At 29.3% G+C, this 19,418-nt stretch carries 18 protein-coding genes and 1 riboswitch; of the genes, 3 read left to right on the forward strand and 15 right to left on the reverse strand.

Features of this window, described 5'->3' with window-relative positions; all coding sequences use genetic code 11:
• Position 1: 1 nt before the first annotated feature.
• The 10 genes from BUB33_RS08760 to BUB33_RS08795 all read right to left on the reverse strand — a co-directional run bounded on the left by BUB33_RS08760 (position 2) and on the right by BUB33_RS08795 (position 9,672).
• On the reverse strand, positions 2–3,673 hold the full coding sequence (locus BUB33_RS08760) for a phosphoribosylformylglycinamidine synthase (protein WP_072975564.1): 3,672 nt from the start codon (positions 3,671–3,673) through the stop codon (positions 2–4).
• Positions 3,674–3,816: 143 nt separating this feature from the next.
• Positions 3,817–3,917, reverse strand: a riboswitch (purine riboswitch).
• A 101-nt stretch (positions 3,918–4,018) separates the two neighbouring features.
• A complete protein-coding gene (locus BUB33_RS08765; protein WP_084725306.1) occupies positions 4,019–4,603 on the reverse strand; it encodes a GNAT family N-acetyltransferase in 585 nt (194 codons plus the stop codon).
• Positions 4,581–5,660 carry an alpha/beta fold hydrolase gene (locus BUB33_RS08770; RefSeq protein ID WP_084725308.1) on the reverse strand — a complete coding sequence of 360 codons (1,080 nt, stop codon included), beginning with the start codon at positions 5,658–5,660 and terminating at the stop codon, positions 4,581–4,583. The genes BUB33_RS08765 and BUB33_RS08770 overlap by 23 nt, the downstream gene beginning before the upstream one ends.
• 101 nt (positions 5,661–5,761) lie before the next feature.
• Positions 5,762–5,917: a hypothetical protein gene (locus tag BUB33_RS16050; RefSeq protein WP_159429181.1), complete on the reverse strand. Its 156-nt coding sequence runs from the start codon at positions 5,915–5,917 to the stop codon at positions 5,762–5,764.
• 47 nt (positions 5,918–5,964) lie between these two features.
• The gene (locus BUB33_RS08775) at positions 5,965–6,471 is read right to left on the reverse strand and encodes a D-glycero-alpha-D-manno-heptose-1,7-bisphosphate 7-phosphatase (RefSeq protein WP_072975566.1); all 507 of its coding nucleotides are present in this window, start codon (positions 6,469–6,471) and stop codon (positions 5,965–5,967) included.
• 36 nt (positions 6,472–6,507) lie between these two features.
• Complete coding sequence (locus BUB33_RS08780; RefSeq protein ID WP_072975568.1) at positions 6,508–7,014, reverse strand: hypothetical protein; 507 nt, start codon at positions 7,012–7,014, stop codon at positions 6,508–6,510.
• Positions 7,015–7,137: 123 nt separating this feature from the next.
• Positions 7,138–7,572 (reverse strand): NUDIX hydrolase, encoded by a 435-nt coding sequence (locus BUB33_RS08785; RefSeq protein ID WP_072975570.1) that lies wholly within the window; start codon positions 7,570–7,572, stop codon positions 7,138–7,140.
• A 178-nt stretch (positions 7,573–7,750) separates the two neighbouring features.
• Entirely contained in the window at positions 7,751–7,876 is a 126-nt protein-coding gene (locus BUB33_RS16765) for a hypothetical protein (RefSeq protein ID WP_268807675.1), read from the reverse strand.
• A gap of 69 nt (positions 7,877–7,945) precedes the next feature.
• Complete coding sequence (locus BUB33_RS08790; RefSeq protein ID WP_072975572.1) at positions 7,946–9,433, reverse strand: 4Fe-4S dicluster domain-containing protein; 1,488 nt, start codon at positions 9,431–9,433, stop codon at positions 7,946–7,948.
• Positions 9,433–9,672, reverse strand: a complete 240-nt coding sequence (locus BUB33_RS08795; RefSeq protein ID WP_072975574.1) for an NAD(P)H-dependent oxidoreductase subunit E — start codon at positions 9,670–9,672, stop codon at positions 9,433–9,435. Before BUB33_RS08795 ends, BUB33_RS08790 begins: the two co-directional genes overlap by 1 nt.
• A gap of 165 nt (positions 9,673–9,837) precedes the next feature.
• Between BUB33_RS08795 and BUB33_RS08800 the strand changes: the two genes are divergently transcribed.
• From BUB33_RS08800 to truA, 3 genes are all read left to right on the forward strand, one after another.
• Complete coding sequence (locus tag BUB33_RS08800; protein WP_072975576.1) at positions 9,838–11,397, forward strand: hypothetical protein; 1,560 nt, start codon at positions 9,838–9,840, stop codon at positions 11,395–11,397.
• A gap of 62 nt (positions 11,398–11,459) precedes the next feature.
• A complete protein-coding gene (locus tag BUB33_RS08805; RefSeq protein ID WP_072975578.1) occupies positions 11,460–12,359 on the forward strand; it encodes a DUF2935 domain-containing protein in 900 nt (299 codons plus the stop codon).
• Between the two features lie 100 nt (positions 12,360–12,459).
• The gene (truA, locus tag BUB33_RS08810) at positions 12,460–13,197 is read left to right on the forward strand and encodes a tRNA pseudouridine(38-40) synthase TruA (RefSeq protein WP_072975580.1); all 738 of its coding nucleotides are present in this window, start codon (positions 12,460–12,462) and stop codon (positions 13,195–13,197) included.
• Here the strand turns inward: truA and thrB are convergent.
• The 5 genes from thrB to BUB33_RS08835 form a co-directional block, all read right to left on the reverse strand.
• Positions 13,194–14,084: a homoserine kinase gene (thrB, locus tag BUB33_RS08815; RefSeq protein WP_072975582.1), complete on the reverse strand. Its 891-nt coding sequence runs from the start codon at positions 14,082–14,084 to the stop codon at positions 13,194–13,196. The genes truA and thrB overlap by 4 nt on opposite strands.
• Positions 14,077–15,558: a threonine synthase gene (thrC, locus tag BUB33_RS08820; RefSeq protein ID WP_072975629.1), complete on the reverse strand. Its 1,482-nt coding sequence runs from the start codon at positions 15,556–15,558 to the stop codon at positions 14,077–14,079. Before thrC ends, thrB begins: the two co-directional genes overlap by 8 nt.
• Before the next feature lie 11 nt (positions 15,559–15,569).
• The gene (locus BUB33_RS08825; protein WP_072975584.1) at positions 15,570–16,784 is read right to left on the reverse strand and encodes a homoserine dehydrogenase; all 1,215 of its coding nucleotides are present in this window, start codon (positions 16,782–16,784) and stop codon (positions 15,570–15,572) included.
• Complete coding sequence (locus BUB33_RS08830) at positions 16,785–18,113, reverse strand: aspartate kinase (RefSeq protein WP_200778170.1); 1,329 nt, start codon at positions 18,111–18,113, stop codon at positions 16,785–16,787.
• A 322-nt stretch (positions 18,114–18,435) separates the two neighbouring features.
• A complete protein-coding gene (locus BUB33_RS08835; RefSeq protein WP_072975588.1) occupies positions 18,436–19,407 on the reverse strand; it encodes a hypothetical protein in 972 nt (323 codons plus the stop codon).
• Between the last annotated feature and the right edge of the window lie 11 nt (positions 19,408–19,418).

Here is a 19,418-nt window from a genome sequence, read left to right on the forward strand (position 1 = left end):
CCTATTTAAAGTACTTTATACCTGATTCAAATATCTTATGTTTTCCTACTATATCTGCATTTTTATATAATCCATTTCCTACTCTATCAATAGAAGAAATAGTTCCAAGTATTCTGCCATCAAAGCTAGTCATAGATTCTATACCATATATTGAACCTGTTGGATTTTCATCTATAAACTGAGTAGAAATTTGACCTTTAGATATTAATTCATCTATGTTTTTTACTATTACTCTTCCTTCCTTTGTAGCCACTGGCACAGTATATATATCTCCTACTTTCATTTCATTAAACCAAGGTGATAAGTTTGAACTTATTTTAACATTAGCTAATTTTGAATTAAATTGACCACTTGTATTGTAAATAATATTTACAGAAGGAGCTATAAGTCCTAGTTTTACCAAGCCTAAGAATCCCGCCCCTATACCAAGAATTAACCCATCCTTCTTGTATAAATGAGCATCTATTTCTTCTTTTACATAAGAATTACTTAATATTAGTTTCATCAACTTTCCACCAGTTTCTGGTTCATCTCCCAATAGAGAACCATTTGGCAATCCTATTATTTGACATTTCTTAATTCTCTCTGCTAGTTCCTTATATGATTCTTCCATATCCTTTAAAGATAGAGTCTTAAATACAAAGGTATCTACTTCCCCACCAGCCTTCTCAAAGCAATGGATCATATCATATTCTCCATGGGTTCCAGTAAATATTGGTACTAAAATCCTTGGTTTTACTATAGATGATTTTCTTGTAATTACATTATCTTTTTCAAATTTAATATTTTCCACATTAGATTTATCCCTATATACTGGGAATACTTCCTCTAAAGGCTCTTCAAAGGATTTAATTAAGGAATCTAGCTCTATAGTTTCTTTATCTATTTCTATATGCTTTTCTTCTATTGTAGTTCCAAGAATTATATAGTTAGTATTTTGTAAAACTCTTTCATCCTTCAATTCAACTACTATTGAGCCATATAGTGGCTTAAATAACTCTTCTTTACTAATTTCATTAAATCTAAATCCTATTTTGTTCCCCATAGCCATTTCAGCAATAGATCTTGCAACTCCACCAAATTTAACTGTGGAAGCTGAAATTATTTCTTTTCTATCTATTAATTCTTTAATTGCAGAATAATTTACTTTTAATTGGTTGAAATCAATCATACCATTTTCATCTATATCTAATTTTATTAAAGCAACAGTTGAACCAATACTTTTAAATTCTGGTGATATAATATTCTCTATCTTATCTGTAGCTACTGCAAAGCTAACTAAAGTTGGTGGAACATGAATATCTTCAAAGGTACCGCTCATACTATCTTTTCCACCTATACTTGGAGTATCTAACTCTTTTTGTACTAAAAATGCACCAAGTAATGCAGAAAATGGTTTTCCCCATCTTGTTGGATCATTTCCAATTCTTTCAAAATATTCTTGGAAAGTTAATCTTATTTTTTTGTAATCTCCACCCATAGCTACAATCTTCGCCACAGACTTTATAACAGAATAATATCCTCCATGGAAAGGACTCCATTTTGAAAGCTTTGGTTCATATCCATAGCTCATTAAAGAGCAAGTATTTGTCTCTCCCTTTAATACAGGAATCTTTGCCACCATTCCCTCTGTTGGAGTAAGACAATATTTTCCTCCTAGGGGCATTAATACTGTACTAGCTCCCACAGTATGGTCAAATCCTTCTATTAAACCTTTTTGACTGCAAATGTTTAAGTCCCTTATATTTTCTATAAATGCTTCCTTTATATTTTTCCCCTCCACATGAGATGGAATTTTATCTAAATATAAATTCTCTGCTGGTTGTTCTATATTAACTTTATTCTTCTTTCTTATGCCATTGGTATCTAAGAACTCTCTCTTAATATTTACAATAGTTTTTCCCTTCCATACCATCTTAAGGACTTTTTCCTCTGTAACCTTAGCTACCACTGTACCTTCTACGTCTTCTGATTCAACAAAGGACATAAACCTCTCTATATTTTCAGGTGCTATAACTACAGCCATTCTTTCTTGGGATTCTGATAGTGCAATCTCTGTACCATCAAGTCCAGGATATTTTAGTGGTACCTTATCTAGTTCAATGAAAAGTCCATCTGCTAATTCTCCTATGGCTACGGAAACTCCTCCAGCACCAAAGTCATTACATTTTTTAATCATCTTGGATACTTCTTCATTTCTAAATAAACGAACTATTTTTCTCTCTACTGGTGGATTTCCCTTCTGTACTTCTGCACCTGATGTGTGTAAAGATTCCTCCGTATGTTCCTTAGATGAACCAACTGCTCCACCTAATCCATCTCTTCCAGTTTTCCCCCCTACTAAAACAATTAAATCACCTGGTTGAGAATTTCCTCTATATATAGCTTCCTTTGGGGCTGCAGCAACTAATGCTCCTAACTCCATTCTCTTAGCCATATACCCCTTATCATATATTTCCTTAACATATCCTGTTGCAGCACCTATTTGATATCCATAGGAACTATATCCTGCTTTAGCAGTTTGAGTAATCCTTCTTTGTGGTAACTTTCCAGGTAATGTTTCTTCGTACTTTTGTCTTGGATCTGCTGCACCTGTAATCCTCATAGCTTGATATACATAAGCTCTTCCTGATAATGGGTCTCTTATGGCACCTCCCAGACAAGTAGATGCACCACCAAAAGGTTCCATTTCTGTAGGATGATTATGGGTTTCATTTTTAAACATTAACAACCATTTTTCATTTTTACCATTAACATCTACATCTATCTCTATGCTACAAGCATTAACTTCGTCTGTTTCTTCCTTATCATTTAATAAACCTTTTTTCTTTGTTTCCTTCATATTAATAGTAGCCAAATCCATTAAACAAATTGGTTTTTCTTTATTTTCATAAACAAATTCCCTAGATTTTATATACTCTCCTAATGCTTTTTGAAATACATCCCTATACTTTCCATCATTCATGGATATATCCGTAATCTCTGTCATAAAAGTAGTATGTCTACAGTGATCTGACCAATAGGTATCTATTAATTTCAATTCAGTAATAGTTGGATTTCTATCTTCGTCTTTAAAATATTTCTGACAAAATAAAATATCTTCTATATCCATACCAATACCATATTTAGATTTAAATGATTTAATTTCCTTTTCTGCCATTTCTATAAAACCATCTATTACTTCAATATCTTCTGTTGCTTCTTCTTCTTTTTCAAAATTAAAACTATCAAATGAAACTTCTTTCATTTCTATTGGATTTATATAATATTTCTTTATTTTAGCTAATTCTTCTTCTGTGATATTTTCTAGAATTATTATCTTTGAATTTTGTACTATTATATCTTCATTTTTAGTTAACATTCTAATCATCTGATTTGTAGAATCTTCTCTTTGATTATATTGACCTCTCAAATATTCTACTCTAAATAATCTTTCATTTGCTTTAATTGGAAGGTTATTTTCATATTTATTATCTAAGGTTTCTTCAAAGAGTATTTCATTTACTATAAGTTTCATTTCCTCTTCTGTAGCATCCATTAAATCATATACATTGACTGTTCTTACCTTTGTTAAACTTTTTATTTCTAAATAATCTTTAAAATCTTTCAATAGTAGCTGTCCTTCAGTGTTAAACTCTTCTTTCTTCTCGATAAAAATTCTTTTAAATTCCAAATTTAACCCTCCTCAAAAAATTAAATTAAGCCCAGCCGGGTAGGCAAAGCGAAACCTACCCGACTGGGCTTTTATCCCTTCGGTGTAATACTAGTCACATAGTATCTGTACCGCTTGGTCCAGCAAGATAAAATCTTCGGAACCCTAGGTACACTTTCGCCCATAGCTAAATGATTTTCGGTCATTTGTAGAAACGTCCCAACCGTATTATGGAACCTATATGAGCAACATATTCATTATTATTTATTACACTTACATATTAACAGTATGATTTATATATGTCAAGAGTTGTTTTTAGTATAACATAATAAATTTTTATTGTTTTTTATTGACAATTTTCTTTAATCACTTAACCACATTATAAAATTCCTCGTTATATTCTTTCTTATCTATTTTATATAAAACATGACGTTTTAATGGACTACCTACTTCTACTTTTGGATGATCAAATTTCCCAATTTTCTTTAGACCTATTTTCTTCATAACATTTTGAGATGGCTCGTTTATTTCTGCTGTAAAAGAATATATACTACTTAAATTTAGCTTGCTAAATCCATATTCTAAACACGCCTTTGCACCTTCTGTTGCATATCCCTTGTTCCAATATTTATTATCCAATCTCCAACCAATCTCAACACATGGTGTAAAGTCTGCCTCAAAAGTTGCATTTAAAAAACCAATAAATCCTATAAATTCCTTAGTATCTTTTAATTCTACTGCCCATAACCCATATCCATTTTTCTTGAAATGTTCTTGTATTCTACTGAGAAAATCATCAGTTTCTTTAGAATCTAAAGTTTTTGGAAAATACCTCATTACCTCCGTACTAACATTCATCTTAGCAAATAATACTCTATCGGATTCTTGCCACATTCTAAATCCCAATCTAGAGGATTCAAATATATATTTACTTATGCTTAAATTCTCCATGATTAACCTCACTTTCAGCGTTCTCTTTTACATGTATCAATAATTCTGTAAATTTGTCACATTCCTCAAAAAGTGGGAAATGTGCTGATTCTTCAAACCATATTAGTTCTTTTTTAGGTGCTGTTATCTGATTATAATATCTTTCAATCAACACAGATGGAGTATTGTAATCGTATCTACCTGCACAGAAATAAATAGGTACTTTTACTTCTGGGATATCTCTAATAAAATCCAAATCCTTATTATGACCCCACATTGTATCAGCAGAAAATTTATTACCTAAAGCAAATTTCACTCCATCTATTCCCCTATATTCAGGTGAGAAGATACTCCCTAAAGCAATATCCTTTAATGTATTTACTTTCCTTTCCACCCCGCCATATTTAGCTAACCATCTTCTCTGTGTTGTAGTGCCATTGACAGTATTTTTATAAGGTGGTCTTCCAATTCTCATTAAGTCATTTAAAGCCTTTTTATCATTATTCTTATTAGCCATTTCTAGAACATAATCATATGAAACCACTTCATTGTCTACTCCATTAACCACTTGCCCAACACTTATAAATGCAGCTACCTTTTCTGGATATTTATCTACTACATACAAACCAAGCTCTGTCCCCCAAGAATGTCCCACTAGGTATAATTTTTCTTTTTGATATTTTTCACATAGATAATCAATAAGTTCTTTTGTATCTTCTATAAACTGATCTCTATTCATGGACTCTTTTGGAATATTAGGTGAGTAAGACATTCCAGAACCCCTTTGATCCCAATTAACTACAATAAAGCTATCTTCTAGTCTTTTTTCATATTTACGAGCAAAGGATATTTGAGAATACCCTGGTCCCCCATGTAGAAATAGCAAAATCGGATTAGCAATATCCCTTCCTCTTACTAACACACCTTGTTCTAGTCCACCTAATTTAACTTTTTCTATAACTGCTACACTATTTTCACCTTTAATCTTTGGTGTTCTGTTGGGCAAAAACAATATAATTAGTATACATATCATTAAAATCCCTATTGCATATACTACTATTTTTCTTAATACTTTCATAAGTTTAACACTCCATTTAAGTTAAGAGAATTGTTTTCATTTTCTTATTTTTTAAGTTATCATAGAATTTACTTTTATCTTTCCATTGAATTAAATCTATCTCAAATCCATCTGGTTCTTTTATATAGAACTCCATAATTTTTCCCATTTTCTTTAATGCCTTTATAAGTTAATCCATAGTCAAGAACATCTATGTAAAAATCAATAAATTTATCTATATTTGAAACATATCTATTTAAGTGATCTACGACTCTCATTGAATACTCCTTTAATTGTTTCTCCTACTAATTATTATGCCATATATCTATAAATATTTGACTATATCTTTTAGAGAATCTATTTTTATTGTTTTTCCTTCAATTTTTTCTAATCCTATACCAAATGTCTTTATTTGTAATCTTTCTCCAAGTTGGATATCACACAAAGAATCTCCAACTATAAAAGATTTTTCTAAATCTATTTCTGGATATTTTTCTAATGCCTTTTTTATCATTCCATCTTTAGGTTTCATACAGTTACAGTTTTCTTCTTTAGTATGGGGGCAGTAAAATATATCCAATATCTCAATTCCATTATCTAATAATTTATTTACAAACTTTCCTGTAATCTCTTCATATTGCTGTAAGGTAATGATTTTCTGATTTATTAAATATTGATTTGTTATAATAATAATTTCATATCCCTTTTGTCTTATAGACTTAAGGGCATCTATTGAATCCTTTAAAAAAACAGGCTCAGTTATATCACTCCAAAATTCGTCCTCATAATCTTCTATAATTGTTCCATCTCTATCTAAAAATCCTATCTTCAAAACCTCACTCCTAACCTTCCTACTGTTTTTTATGAATTACCATTTACCAATGCAAATAATCCGTTCACAAATTCCAACTAATACTGTAGTTATTATATTAGAATACAAGATTGCCTTATTTAAATCTTTTTCATTTTCACAATCTTTTCTAAGTAGCAAATATACTACTGGAAATTCTACTAGAACAGTTAATAATAAATACCCAACTAATACTATATAAAATGGCCCTGCATGAAAAGCATCTAATAAAGCATAGTCACCACTTATAGGTATAAACATATATGCTCTATTTATATATGGTACAAGAAAAGATATTAGATTTGCTAAACTTACAATAATAAAAGTTTTTTTATAATTCCGTACCTTACCAACTTTTATTACCATAATCGTTTCAATAAGCAATGTAAAGATTATAGCAAAAGGCAAAACTGTTAAGGGGCTGGTAGTTAACCAGTGCCAAGACGAATTTGCATAAACTAATGATGGAAATAGTATCAAAGCAATACTAAATAATATTATAAATTTAAACCTTTTAAATTTCATGATCCATCTTCCTTTTAATTTTTACTCTATTTCTTTGTGAAAGTTCAAGATTAATTTGAAAAACTAGATATTTTATTACACTTTATTTTGTAAATATATATACATAATATGGGAAAATACAAACTAACTTATTTTTAGTTCAGTATAAAAGTCTTCAATCTTCTTAAATAAATATGGCTGAATCAAAGGATATGTTAGGCTTTCAGGTATGATGTCAAATAACTTAATTTCAGCAATTTCAAAATTAGGTAGTTCACCAAGATATTCTACTTCTGAATAAAACAGCTTTCCAAAAGACTCTATTCCATCCCTAGTTACTGAATATATGGAAACTGGCACAATTCTAAAATCCTTTGCTCCAGTTTCTTCTACTAATTCTCTTGAAGCAGTAAAGTTAATATCCTCATTCTCTTCTCTATGTCCTCCTGGAATTTCCCAAGTTAATCTATCCTTATGTCTTACAAATATCCATTTTTCATTATATCTTGCCATAATAACTGCAAACTTCAATTTAGTATCTTCCACTGTATTTAGATCATGAAAATTAACCTTTAGCATATTACAACTCCTTTTTCTATTAAATTTGTCATATTCCATAGTTTTGCGATTTTTTCTACAAAACCATAACCTATTTCAATCTGAACATTTTGACTATCCTTTAAAATCTATATCTCTTTTCATTTCACCTTATATAAATTATATGAATTACTCTAATTTTAAAGATAATGCTTATTTTTTACTTAAGTATTCCCCAAATCATTACTAATAAAAGACCTATAATACCACCAATATTTTTTGCTATTGATTTACCTTCTTTCTTCATTATAAAAGTTTTAATCAATAATCCTATTTCAATACACAAAATTGAAATACTTATTGTAACTTTACTAAAAAATGGTGAAAATCCCTTAAATGTATATTTTTCTTTATATTATTCTAAAAATGGATTTTTGAAGACATCACTATATGGTGATTTTTTAGCAAAATCCTTTGCCTCTTTTTCTCCCTTTTCTATTGGCAACATTGTTCCTGGTCCACCTACACATCCACCAGGACATGCCATGCCTTCTAATAAATATCCATTGAACTTTCCTGCCTTTGCCATTGCTAACATTTTACGGCAATCTGCTAACCCATTTGCATTATGAGTTGGTATTTCTAAACCTGGATGAGCTTGTTCTATACTTGCCTTTACTGATGATGCAACACCTGAAGCATATGCAAAATTCCTTCCCTTTGTTGAAGCATCTGCTACTATCTCATCTTCAGTAATCTCTGCAACGTCAATATTAGCTGCAACAAATATTGCGGCAAGTTCTTCGTACGTAATTACAAAATCAACATATGGTCGAACATCTTCTTCCATTGCCTCAATCTTCTTTGATATACATGGCCCTATAAATACTATCTTCCCGCTTGGACTTCTTCTCTTAATTGCCTTTGCTGTTTCTACCATGGGTGTATTTGATGAGGATATATATTGATATAGATCAGGGAAAAATTTTTTTGCTGTCATTGTCCAAGATGGGCAACAGGATGTACCTAAAAATGGCTGCTTTTCTGGTACTAATTTGGGAAACATTTCTGCTTCGTGTCGAGCAGCAGCATCTGCTCCAAGTGCTACTTCAATAATTTCCGTAAATCCTAAATCTTTAGCTGCCCTAACTATTTTGCCTGGTGTTGCAAAGGGTCCAAACTGCCCTACAAATGAAGGGGCTATTATGGCATGAACTTCTTCCCCTTGCTTAATAGCTAAAACTAATTGAAATATATCAGACTTATCTGTAATAGCTGCAAATGGACAATTAACTATACACATTCCACAGCTTACACATTTATCATAGTTTATTTTAGCTCTACCTAGTTCATCTGACTCTATAGCATCTACTCCACAAGCAACTTTACAAGGTCTTTCCAACTTCATAATTGCATGATATTGACATGCCTTAGCACATTTCCCACAATCTATACATTTTTCTTTATCTATAATTGCTCTATCCTTTCCAATGATAATAGCGTTGACTGGACAAACAATCATGCAAGGATGAGCAATACATTTTCTACAATTATCAGTAACAAAATGCTTTGAACTTTCACAAGATGCACAAGCAAATGGAATTACATTTACTAAGGGCTCTTTAATTATACTATGAGTTACAACAGCTTCATCAACAGATTTAGATAAACGACCATTATCCTCGTTAAGTTTTCTATCTAATCCTAAACCAAGCCTAGCTCTAGCTGCAACAATAGCTCTTTCATGAAAAATACTTCCTCTATAATGTGGTACTTCACCGCTTATTACTTTATAGGGAATATCATCTACTTCCCTTGGGTCTCTTCCTTCCCAAGCTATCTTCGCTATTTCTGTAAATACTTGTCTGCGAATATATGTAATTGGTGTAAATATACCTCTCATTATCTAACCACCTCTAATATTTCTGATATAATCTTCTCTGCACTGGCATTAGTAATTATTTTACCATTTAATTCAACTACAGGTGCCTTGTTATCTTCACAAAATTTTAGACATTTTACTGCCTCAATTTCAATCTTACCTGGATACTCCAATTGCAAATCCTCAAGATTCTCCTGTAAATTCAAATTTCCCATCATTGTACAATGAGTCCCCATACAAATCTTTACCTTCGCCAACATCTCATCTGCCTCCTATATTTATAATGTTTATGGTAATTATAACATATTGACAAAACAATAACTATTCTTTTCCATATTAATATTCCCACTTATTATTGTAACTTGTTTGTTACACACATTTAATTATTTCAGTGTATAATATTTTTATAGAAAGGAGAATATTATATGTCACAAAATCCAACAAAACTCATAGTACTAATATTATGTTTAACTATTTTTACAATTGCCTGTTCTAGTAATAAAAGCCTTCCTACTACTTTAACCTTAGAACAGTCAATAAAAGAAATCATATTATCTAAAGGTAATGAATATGACTTTTTAAAAGATAAGGCATACATGGAATATATGGCTAAACTCGGAGATGAACTTGCAAATAATACTCCTTATTATGCAATTGGAAATCTTGATGATGATAATATACCAGAAATTGCTGTATTTAAAGAAAGAGATCCTAATAATATGGCTGATGAAGGAAGTCTAGAAATCTACAAGTTTAATGGAGAAAAATATAATCTAATAGATAGCATTTCCATGAACTATGATAATACTAATTACCAAATTGTAATTGGAAAAATATCTGAAAATCAAAATGGATTACTTCTCAATAACAGTGTAGGTGCCCACTCTGGATTAACTTATGGATTTATTTTAGAAAATGGAAAATTAAAAAACATATTAGATGAAAATAAAATTTCATTAATATCCATATATACTAATAATGAAATTAAAGATATAAATAATGACGGTATTTTAGAATTTAGTATTTATACTGTAGATCCTGAAACAGAAGATTCTAGTTCAGCTGGTTCTGATAAAATGACTCTTTGGTATAAATGGAATGGCAAAGATAGTGCTGAATTATTAGAAATTGAAAGAAGAGATTATTCTAAAGAAAAATCAGATAAAGAAATTTTTAATGAAGCCAAAAATTTAATAGAAAATAATTTTAATGAAGTATTAAAATATATAGATGAACATAAAGAAAAATTGTCTAAATACGATAATACAGAAATTTTAATGGAATATATAAAAAAATTAAATGAAATGTCTTTTGATAAAGGAGTTGAAATAGAAAATCTATTTATAAAGTATCAAAACAAGGAAAACTTTGATTACCTATTTAAAAAATATGGTTTATCCATTGAAAAGTTAAATAGCTTGGAGTATTTGAATCGTGAAAAGGTATTAAAAGACGAACCTGAATTAAAAAAACATTTAATAGATCATATTCTATTGGGATATAAATTAGATACTTCAGAAGGGATTTATTATTATTTAATTGATAATCAAAAATTTATAGATACTTTTGGTGGAAATATTACCAATGAATATAATGATTATCTTAAAATATTGGCATTAGATACTAACGAGCCTTTTATGAAGGATGGAAGTCTTATGATATCTATGGATAAATTGGCGGAAAGAATATTACTGGCAGAAAGTTTTAAAATGGTTTATCCATATTCCAATTTATTACCAAAGGTTGATGAAATATATAAATGGTATATATATACTTATTTCTATGGAGATAACCATAATCCTAATTTTGATGAAAACACTTTCATAATGAAAGAAAACATAGTTAAAGAGTTTGAAAAAACCATAGAAAAATATGAATATACTAATTTTGGAGATATAGTAAGAGAATTCATGGCTAATTTAAAGGAAAATAACAATATAATAAACGATACAATTAGAGAAAAACTTAATGATAGATTAAACTAATCACAAATTTTTCCCCTCATAATATTATATATTATGTAATATTATATCTAGGGGGGATTTTTTTGTTATCAAGAAAAGAGTTTATTCAAAGTTCGCTAGAAACAAACTTATTTTTTCAAAGGATTATAAAAGAGCATATGTTTTTTATACAAGTTAATCTTCCATCAGTAAATAGTTCTGAAATTAATGAAGCTAATTTACTTAAAAAATCCTTTGAAGCAGTATTAGCTGAAACAGTTATATTTTCAAACTGTGCTGTAAGAAATGAAGTCTTGCAATCAAATGAAATTGTCACACCTTTTACTTTAAGAGCAGAAGAAATATCCTCACAATTATCTGGTGCTTCTCTAAACACAGAAATAACTGAAGCAGAATATGATTTAAGAACAGATCCAAACTTTAACTATACAGAGTGGTTAGAGGAAAAGTTGTATAATATAAATATGAGATCAATTAATTTACTAGAGGAAGCTATTGATTTCAGTAAGAAACTATTAAGTTCAAGATTACAATGTAAAATATTTATAACCCTCTATCCACATTTAATAGAACATACTATTAGAGAGTCCGAATTATATATGGAAATATTGAAAAATTTACAAAACAAAAATTTACCTGATATAACCATATGTAATGAATTAAATTTCTGGAACCATATAATGGAGGACCATGCAGAGTTTATTGATGGACTACTTGATCCTACAGAGGAAGATTTAAAAGAAATAGCTGAGGCTTTAGCAGAAACCTTTGAAAAAATATTAGATAAAAAATGTAATAAAAACAATGAAAAAGAAATATTAGATAAAAGTTTAAAAGCAACTCAAGAAATAATAGATTTTAAAAAAGCCAGTACAGAAGGTCTATTAGCATGCAAAATCAAATCTATAATAATACCTCTTTTAGGAGATCATGTTTTAAGGGAAGCAAATCATTATCTAAGAATATTAAAAGAAATAAAATAAAGATAAAAAGTAATCACTCTATATTGGGTGATTACTTTTTATCTTTATAGAAAATATAATATGAGTTATAATAATTATATTAATTAACAGGAGAGATAAGATGAAAAATATTAAGATGCATTTACAATTTGATGGTAGCAGATATTCTGGGTGGCAAAGATTAGGTGATAAGGATAATACTGTACAAGGTAAATTAGAAGATTTACTTAAAAAAATGACTGCTGAAGAAATAAATGTAATAGGTTGTTCAAGAACTGATAAAGGAGTCCATGCACAGGGCTTAGTTTGTAATTTTTTTACTAACTCCAATATGACAATAGAAGAAATAGGAAAATATATTAATAGATATTTGCCTGATGATATAGTGGTCTATAATCTATCTGAAGAAAATGAGAGATTTCATTCAAGATATAATGCAAAGTCAAAATGGTATAGATATACAATAGACAATAATAAATATCAAAATGTATTTAGTAGAAAATTTACTTCTCATATTCCTGAAAAGCTAAATCTAATACTAATGCAAGAAGCCGCCACCAAATTGATAGGAACCTTTGATTTCACAGCATTTACTACTATGAAATCAAAGAAAAAAAGCTTTGTTAGAACTATAATGAACATTAATATATCAAAAGAAAACAACTATATCTATATAGACTTTGAAGGTGATGGTTTTCTCCACAATATGATTAGGATTATTACAGGAACTCTAATCAGAGTAGGAAAAGAAGAAATTAGTCCCAGTGATGTCCAATATATTCTTGAAAATAAAAATCGTAGTATTGCAGGTCCTATGATTGAGGCTAAGGGGCTTTGTTTGATGGAAGTTAGATATTAATTAATTTCTTCTATTATTGTCCCATATGAATCTAATCTAAGTTCTTTAACTTCCCAAGTATAATTAATAGATTTAAGATATTTTTTTATTTTTAATATAAAATCATTATCTTTCTCATCTACAATAGCCATTATAGTAGGACCCGCCCCACTTAAATATAACCCCAAGCATCCAATTTCCTCACATTTATTAATTATATCGTAAAAACCAGATATTAACCTTCCTCTATATGGCTGATGAAGAGAATCCTTTACTGCGTATTTCAATAAATCAAATCTCCCATTAGATAGTGAAGATAATAATAAAGACACCCTACTTATATTATATATAGCATCTTTATGAGATATGGTAGCAGGTAAAACAGCCCTCGAATCTTTAGTTGATAGAGTATAATCTGGTATCAATGCTACAAATTTAATTCCTGTATAAACATCAAACTTATTATAAATCACCTTGCTATCTTCCATAATAGATATAACAAGCCCTCCAAATAATGCAGGTGCAATATTATCTGGATGTCCCTCAATTTCCGTTGCTATTTCTAAGATTTCTTCCTTAGAAAGAGGAGCTCCTGCTAAACAATTAGCACCCATAACTCCTCCTAATATACAAGCAGCACTACTACCTAAGCCTCTTGAAACTGGTATATTAGCATCTATATCTATCTTGATTCCCTTAGGTAAATACCCTATTTTATCAAATACCTTTAACATGGACTTATATACCAAATTATTTTCATTTGAAAATTCTTTATTACATCCTGTGATTTCTATTCCATGAGAAATTTCTTCAAATCTAAAATAATTATATATATTTAAGGCTAGACCTAATGTATCAAATCCTGGACCTATGTTTGCACTGGTTCCAGGGACACTTATCCTAATCATCTTCTTCACCAACCTTTAAAAACATTTTTATCATAGTTTTCATATTTTCTTTATTGCAACTGTTCTTGTGTAATATTTCCTTGTTTTTTAAATTTTTTATATTATTAGGAACTTTTATTTTACTTCTATTTTCCAATTCTTCTAAAATAATAAACTCATCTTTACCCTCTAATTCTATGCCTATAGAAGATGCTACCTTAGTTCCAAATTTAAATGGGCTTGCCGTTGAAACTATAATTGTCTTTGTATTATCCTTAGTATTTTCTTTATATCCTTTATATACATTATAAGCTACAGCAGTATGTGGATCCATTAAATAACTATTGTCATTAAATACTTTATCAATTCCTGTCTCAATATCCTTCTCAGTAGAATAATATCCATAAAAATCCTCGTGACCTATATCTATTTTATAAAAGCCTTCTTTAGATAAACTATTCATCTTAATCTTCACTAGATTATCATCTTCTCCGCTTAAATGAAATAAAAGCCTTTCTAAATTACTAGATATTAAAATATCCATTGAAGGAGATGAAGTAACTATCAATTCTCTCCTTCTGTCATATATCCCTGTATTAAGAAAATCTGATAAGATATTATTTTCATTTGATGCACATATTAACTTATTTACAGGAAGCCCCATTTCTTTAGCATAGTACGCAGCTAATATATTCCCAAAATTCCCTGTTGGCACGGCTACATTTATCTTTTCACCTTTTCCTATTTTCCCTTGATTTATAAGCATAACATAACAATGGAAATAATAAACTATTTGAGGAATCAATCTACCTATATTTATAGAATTAGCAGATGATAAAATATATCCCCTTTCATTTAAGAATTCATTAAATTCCTTATCATTAAATATCTCTTTCACTCCAGATTGAGCATTATCAAAGTTTCCTCTTATCCCTATTACAAATGTATTATTTCCTTCTTGAGTAAGCATCTGTCTTTTTTGAATTTCAGATACTCCATTTTCAGGATAGAAAACGATTATCTTTACCCCAGAAATATTAGCAAATGCTTCTAATGCAGCTTTCCCTGTATCTCCCGATGTAGCCGTTAAAATCACTATTTCTTTATGATTATTCTTGATTCTCATAGATTCCTTTAATAAATATGGAAGTATAGATAATGCCATATCTTTAAAAGCAAAGGTTGGTCCATGAAATAATTCCAAGATAAATGCATCATCTATTTCTATTATGGGAGCAATAAGGGATGTATCAAATTTATTATCATAAGCTCTATCTATACATTCTTTAAGTATCGTAGGCTCAAAATCCAGAAAAAATTTACTCATTATGGTATATGCTAGTTCTTTGTAATCCATATGAAAAATCATTTCCAAATTTTCTATTTTGGGCAATTCTTTTGGTACAAACAAGCCACCATCCTGAGAAATTCCTTGTATAATTGCATCAGCTGATGAAACTTCAATGCTTTTATTTCTTGTGCTAATATATCTCATATTATGATCCCTCACTTAACTATTCTTCCTAAAAAATACTTGTCATCATCAATTCCTAATGATGAAATTAAACTTAAAATATTCTGTATAGATACTTCTTTAGTAATGATGGCAATATTATCTGTTGTAGACAATATTTCGTCTGCCATATCATATAAAATGGTAAATTTCTTCTTATATTCTGAAGAAACTCTCAAATAATATGGTTCTTCTATTTTCTCGTTAATATTTTTAAGTTTTCTTGTTCCTAATGGATTGCCCTTTCTATAAGAACTTTTTACTATATCTAATACATCAGATATTACTGCATTTGCAGTAGGAAATTTTCCTGCTCCCGAACCATAAAATTTTAACTCTCCTACATTATTTCCAATAAAAGCTACAGAATTAAATGCCATATTTACATTGGCAAAATAGGAGTTCTTTTTTATAATGGTCGGTTGAACCATTGCAGTAAACTTATCTCCCGTAGATTTAACTTCTGCAATCAATTTTACTGTACATCCTAAATTCTTTATTTGCTCAATATCAAAAGGAATAATACCTTTTATACCCCTCACCAAAATATCTTCCTCTGAAATCTTTCCCTTTAAAGCAATAGTTCCTAATATTCTAAGTTTCCGCAATGTATCATAACCTTCTATATCAGCTGTTGGATCTAATTCAGCATAACCAAGTTCTTGAGCTATTTTTAATGCTTCTTCATAAGCTAATTTTTCATCAAACATTCTAGTCAAAATATAATTACATGTTCCATTTAATATCCCTTGTATTTGAGTAATTTCATTGGTTGCCACTACTTCCTTTAAAGGTTTTAATATAGGTATTCCTCCACCTACACTTGCTTCATATAAAAAAGCACAATTATTTTTATTTGCCATATTTGTTAATTCTTCAAAGTATTTAGAAACTACTGCTTTATTAGCTGTAACTACATTTTTTCCTGCCTTTAATGATTTTTTTATATAATTATAAGATTCTTCTAAATCCCCAGTAGCTTCAATGATTATACTAATATCAGAGTCTTTTAAAATTTCATCAAATTCTAAAGTAATCAAGCTTTTTCCTAGTGAAATATCTCTTTTCTTATTAATATTTTTTACTAAAATCCTCTTGATAAATAACTCTGAACCCAGAATAGATTTAAGCTCATCTTTTCTTTTATTTAATATCTCTACAACTCCCGAACCAACTGTACCAAGTCCAATTAATCCAATATTTATCATTTAATCAACTCCTATTAAATCTTCATTTTCAAAAGCCTCATATATAGCTCTCATAGCTAAATCAAAATCTTCATTTTCAACTCCTATAATTATATTTAATTCAGATGACCCCTGAGAAATCATTCTAACATTGACTCCACTATTTCCTAAAGCAGTAAATACCTTAGCAGATACACCCTTAGCTTTTATCATCCCTCTTCCTACTACTGCAATTAATGCCATATTAGGATAACAAGATATTGAGTCTGGATTACAATATATACGTATTTCTTCAATTACCTTGTCCATTTTTGAATTAAGTTCCGAATTTGAAACTATTACCGATATTGAGTCTATGCCTGTTGGTACATGTTCAATTGAAATATCATTAGTTTCAAATACAGAAATCAGCTTTCTTAATATACCTGTTTCTGAATTCATTAAAGTCTTTTCTATAGATATAACAGTAAAATCCTTTTTTCCTGAAATACCTGTTATATTTCCTAAACTAGCTGGAGTATAATCATTTACAATCATAGTTCCAGGTTCTTCTGGAATATTCGTATTCTTAATATTTATAGGTATCCCTGCATTTTTCACTGGAAAAATGGCCTCCTCATGAAGAACAGGAGCTCCCATATACGAAAGTTCTCTAAGTTCCTTATAATTAATAATTTCAATAGGTTTAGGATTTTTTACAATTCTAGGATCTGCCATTAAAAATCCAGATACATCTGTCCAGTTTTCATAAAGTTTCCCTTTCACTCCATTAGCAATAATAGCTCCTGTTATATCAGAACCTCCTCTAGAAAAACTTACTATCTCACCATTTTCTTTAGCACCATAAAATCCAGGGATAACACCATAAGAAATCTTTGTTAGTTTTAATTCAATTTTTTTCTGTGTGTCTTCTGGAGCAAAATAGCCTTTATTATCAAATACAATTAACTCTGCAGCATCTATAAATTCAAAATCCAAATAATTCGAAAGTATAATACCATTTAAATACTCTCCTCTACTAGCAGAATAATCTCTAGAGGCACCATTTTTAATTTTTTCTTTGATTTCAGTTAAAATTTCATCAATATTTAAACTTAAATCTAACTCATCACATATCCCTTTATATCTTTTTTCAATAATTGAATATACCTCTTCAAAGTTTAATCCATGAGATGCAAGTTGATGGCACATATACAATAAATCCGTTATTTTATGATCCTTGCTGTTTCTTTTCCCTGGTGCTGATGGTATTATATATCTTCTTCTAGAGTCTGCTTTGATTATGTCTTTTACCTTGATAAATTGAGTACTATCAGCTAAGGAACTTCCTCCAAATTTTGCTACAATTATTTCTTTCAATTCTAATTCCTCCTATATCTACTATAAAAATATATACAAAAAAACTCGTCCAAAATAGGACGAGTTTTTTATTCTCGTTTCCACCTAAAAACAAATTAAGTAAATAGCTTTAACGCAGCAAACGCATATCTCTACTATTGTTCAAGATTGAGCTCATAGGTGGTTTTCAATCTAGTGTATCCAAGAAGTCTTTCAGCCGATGAACTTCTCTCTCTAATGACCTTAAAAGATTTACTCGTCCTATTCAAAGCTTAGGATGTAATTTTAAATATTTCTACCATTATACAGCATTGTCTTGTTAAAGTAAAGTGTTTTATTTTTTTTCAATAGAAAAATAAACAAACTGCTTACTTTCTCCTAAATATTTATTTCCTTTATTGCCTTCAATAATAATATTATATTTTTCTGTAGATATTTTTTTACTATTAACCTTCTCTTCAAAGATATCCCTATATTCTTCTAATAATAATTTTCTTTCCTCTTTATTTAAGTCTAGACTAGAAATCAAGTTTAGAAAAACTTCTATATCTATTATATCTAATTTACTATCATTATCTTTTTTTATAAGTATATTTACTTTTTCTATCTCTTTGTTCTTTAAAAACAAATTATATCTAATACTAGGATTATCAGTTCTATAATTTCCTATATATCCACTGCTGTTTACAAAATTTATTAAATCCAGTTCTTCTCCCTTAATTACATTATCTAAAATGTAATTATCATCGGAAATTTTATTAAAAATATTTCTATAATCATTATCTTTAATATCTAGAATATTTAGTTCAACAGCTATACGATTATCTTTATAATTTATATTGTCTGCTGTTGAAACTGTTACAATTGCTCTCCCTATTTTCTTTGAAAGTAAAGTATTTGGTTCTAATTTTTTATTTGACATTTCATTTACATAAGCTTTTAATCCACGAGCTATACTCTTATCTATAATCTGAATTAAATCATTAAAATAATCTTCATGATATCTAGACATATTATTATCAAATCTTGTATTATAAGAATCTCTTGGATAATTATCATATATATTTATATATAGAAAATCAAAATTATCGTTCTTTAGAACATCTTTATATTTTTCTCCTAAATGATTTATCTCATATATAACATTTTTAATATATCCTTCTACATATACCTGCTCTTGATTATCCCTAAGGGAATGGGTTTTCACTATTCTTACTCTATTATTAAAATTATCCTCTGTATTTACTATTCCTGAACAGCTAGTTAAAATTAAAGAGCATCCAATTAACCCTATTAATTTTTTCATAATTATCCCTC

This window comes from Tissierella praeacuta DSM 18095 (genome assembly GCF_900128955.1).
Lineage (GTDB): Bacteria > Bacillota > Clostridia > Tissierellales > Tissierellaceae > Tissierella > Tissierella praeacuta.

Coding starts and splice junctions, on each gene's coding strand:
- truA (WP_072975580.1), top strand. CDS start 12,460: ATGAAAAATATTAAGATGCATTTACAATTTGATGGTAGCAGATATTCT.
- BUB33_RS08835 (WP_072975588.1), bottom strand. CDS start 19,407: ATGAAAAAATTAATAGGGTTAATTGGATGCTCTTTAATTTTAACTAGC.
- thrB (WP_072975582.1), bottom strand. CDS start 14,084: ATGATTAGGATAAGTGTCCCTGGAACCAGTGCAAACATAGGTCCAGGA.
- BUB33_RS16050 (WP_159429181.1), bottom strand. CDS start 5,917: ATGAGAGTCGTAGATCACTTAAATAGATATGTTTCAAATATAGATAAA.
- BUB33_RS08825 (WP_072975584.1), bottom strand. CDS start 16,784: ATGATAAATATTGGATTAATTGGACTTGGTACAGTTGGTTCGGGAGTT.
- BUB33_RS08780 (WP_072975568.1), bottom strand. CDS start 7,014: ATGAAATTTAAAAGGTTTAAATTTATAATATTATTTAGTATTGCTTTG.
- BUB33_RS08790 (WP_072975572.1), bottom strand. CDS start 9,433: ATGAGAGGTATATTTACACCAATTACATATATTCGCAGACAAGTATTT.
- thrC (WP_072975629.1), bottom strand. CDS start 15,558: ATGAGATATATTAGCACAAGAAATAAAAGCATTGAAGTTTCATCAGCT.
- BUB33_RS08800 (WP_072975576.1), top strand. CDS start 9,838: ATGTCACAAAATCCAACAAAACTCATAGTACTAATATTATGTTTAACT.
- BUB33_RS08765 (WP_084725306.1), bottom strand. CDS start 4,603: ATGGAGAATTTAAGCATAAGTAAATATATATTTGAATCCTCTAGATTG.
- BUB33_RS08785 (WP_072975570.1), bottom strand. CDS start 7,572: ATGCTAAAGGTTAATTTTCATGATCTAAATACAGTGGAAGATACTAAA.
- BUB33_RS08795 (WP_072975574.1), bottom strand. CDS start 9,672: ATGTTGGCGAAGGTAAAGATTTGTATGGGGACTCATTGTACAATGATG.
- BUB33_RS08770 (WP_084725308.1), bottom strand. CDS start 5,660: ATGAAAGTATTAAGAAAAATAGTAGTATATGCAATAGGGATTTTAATG.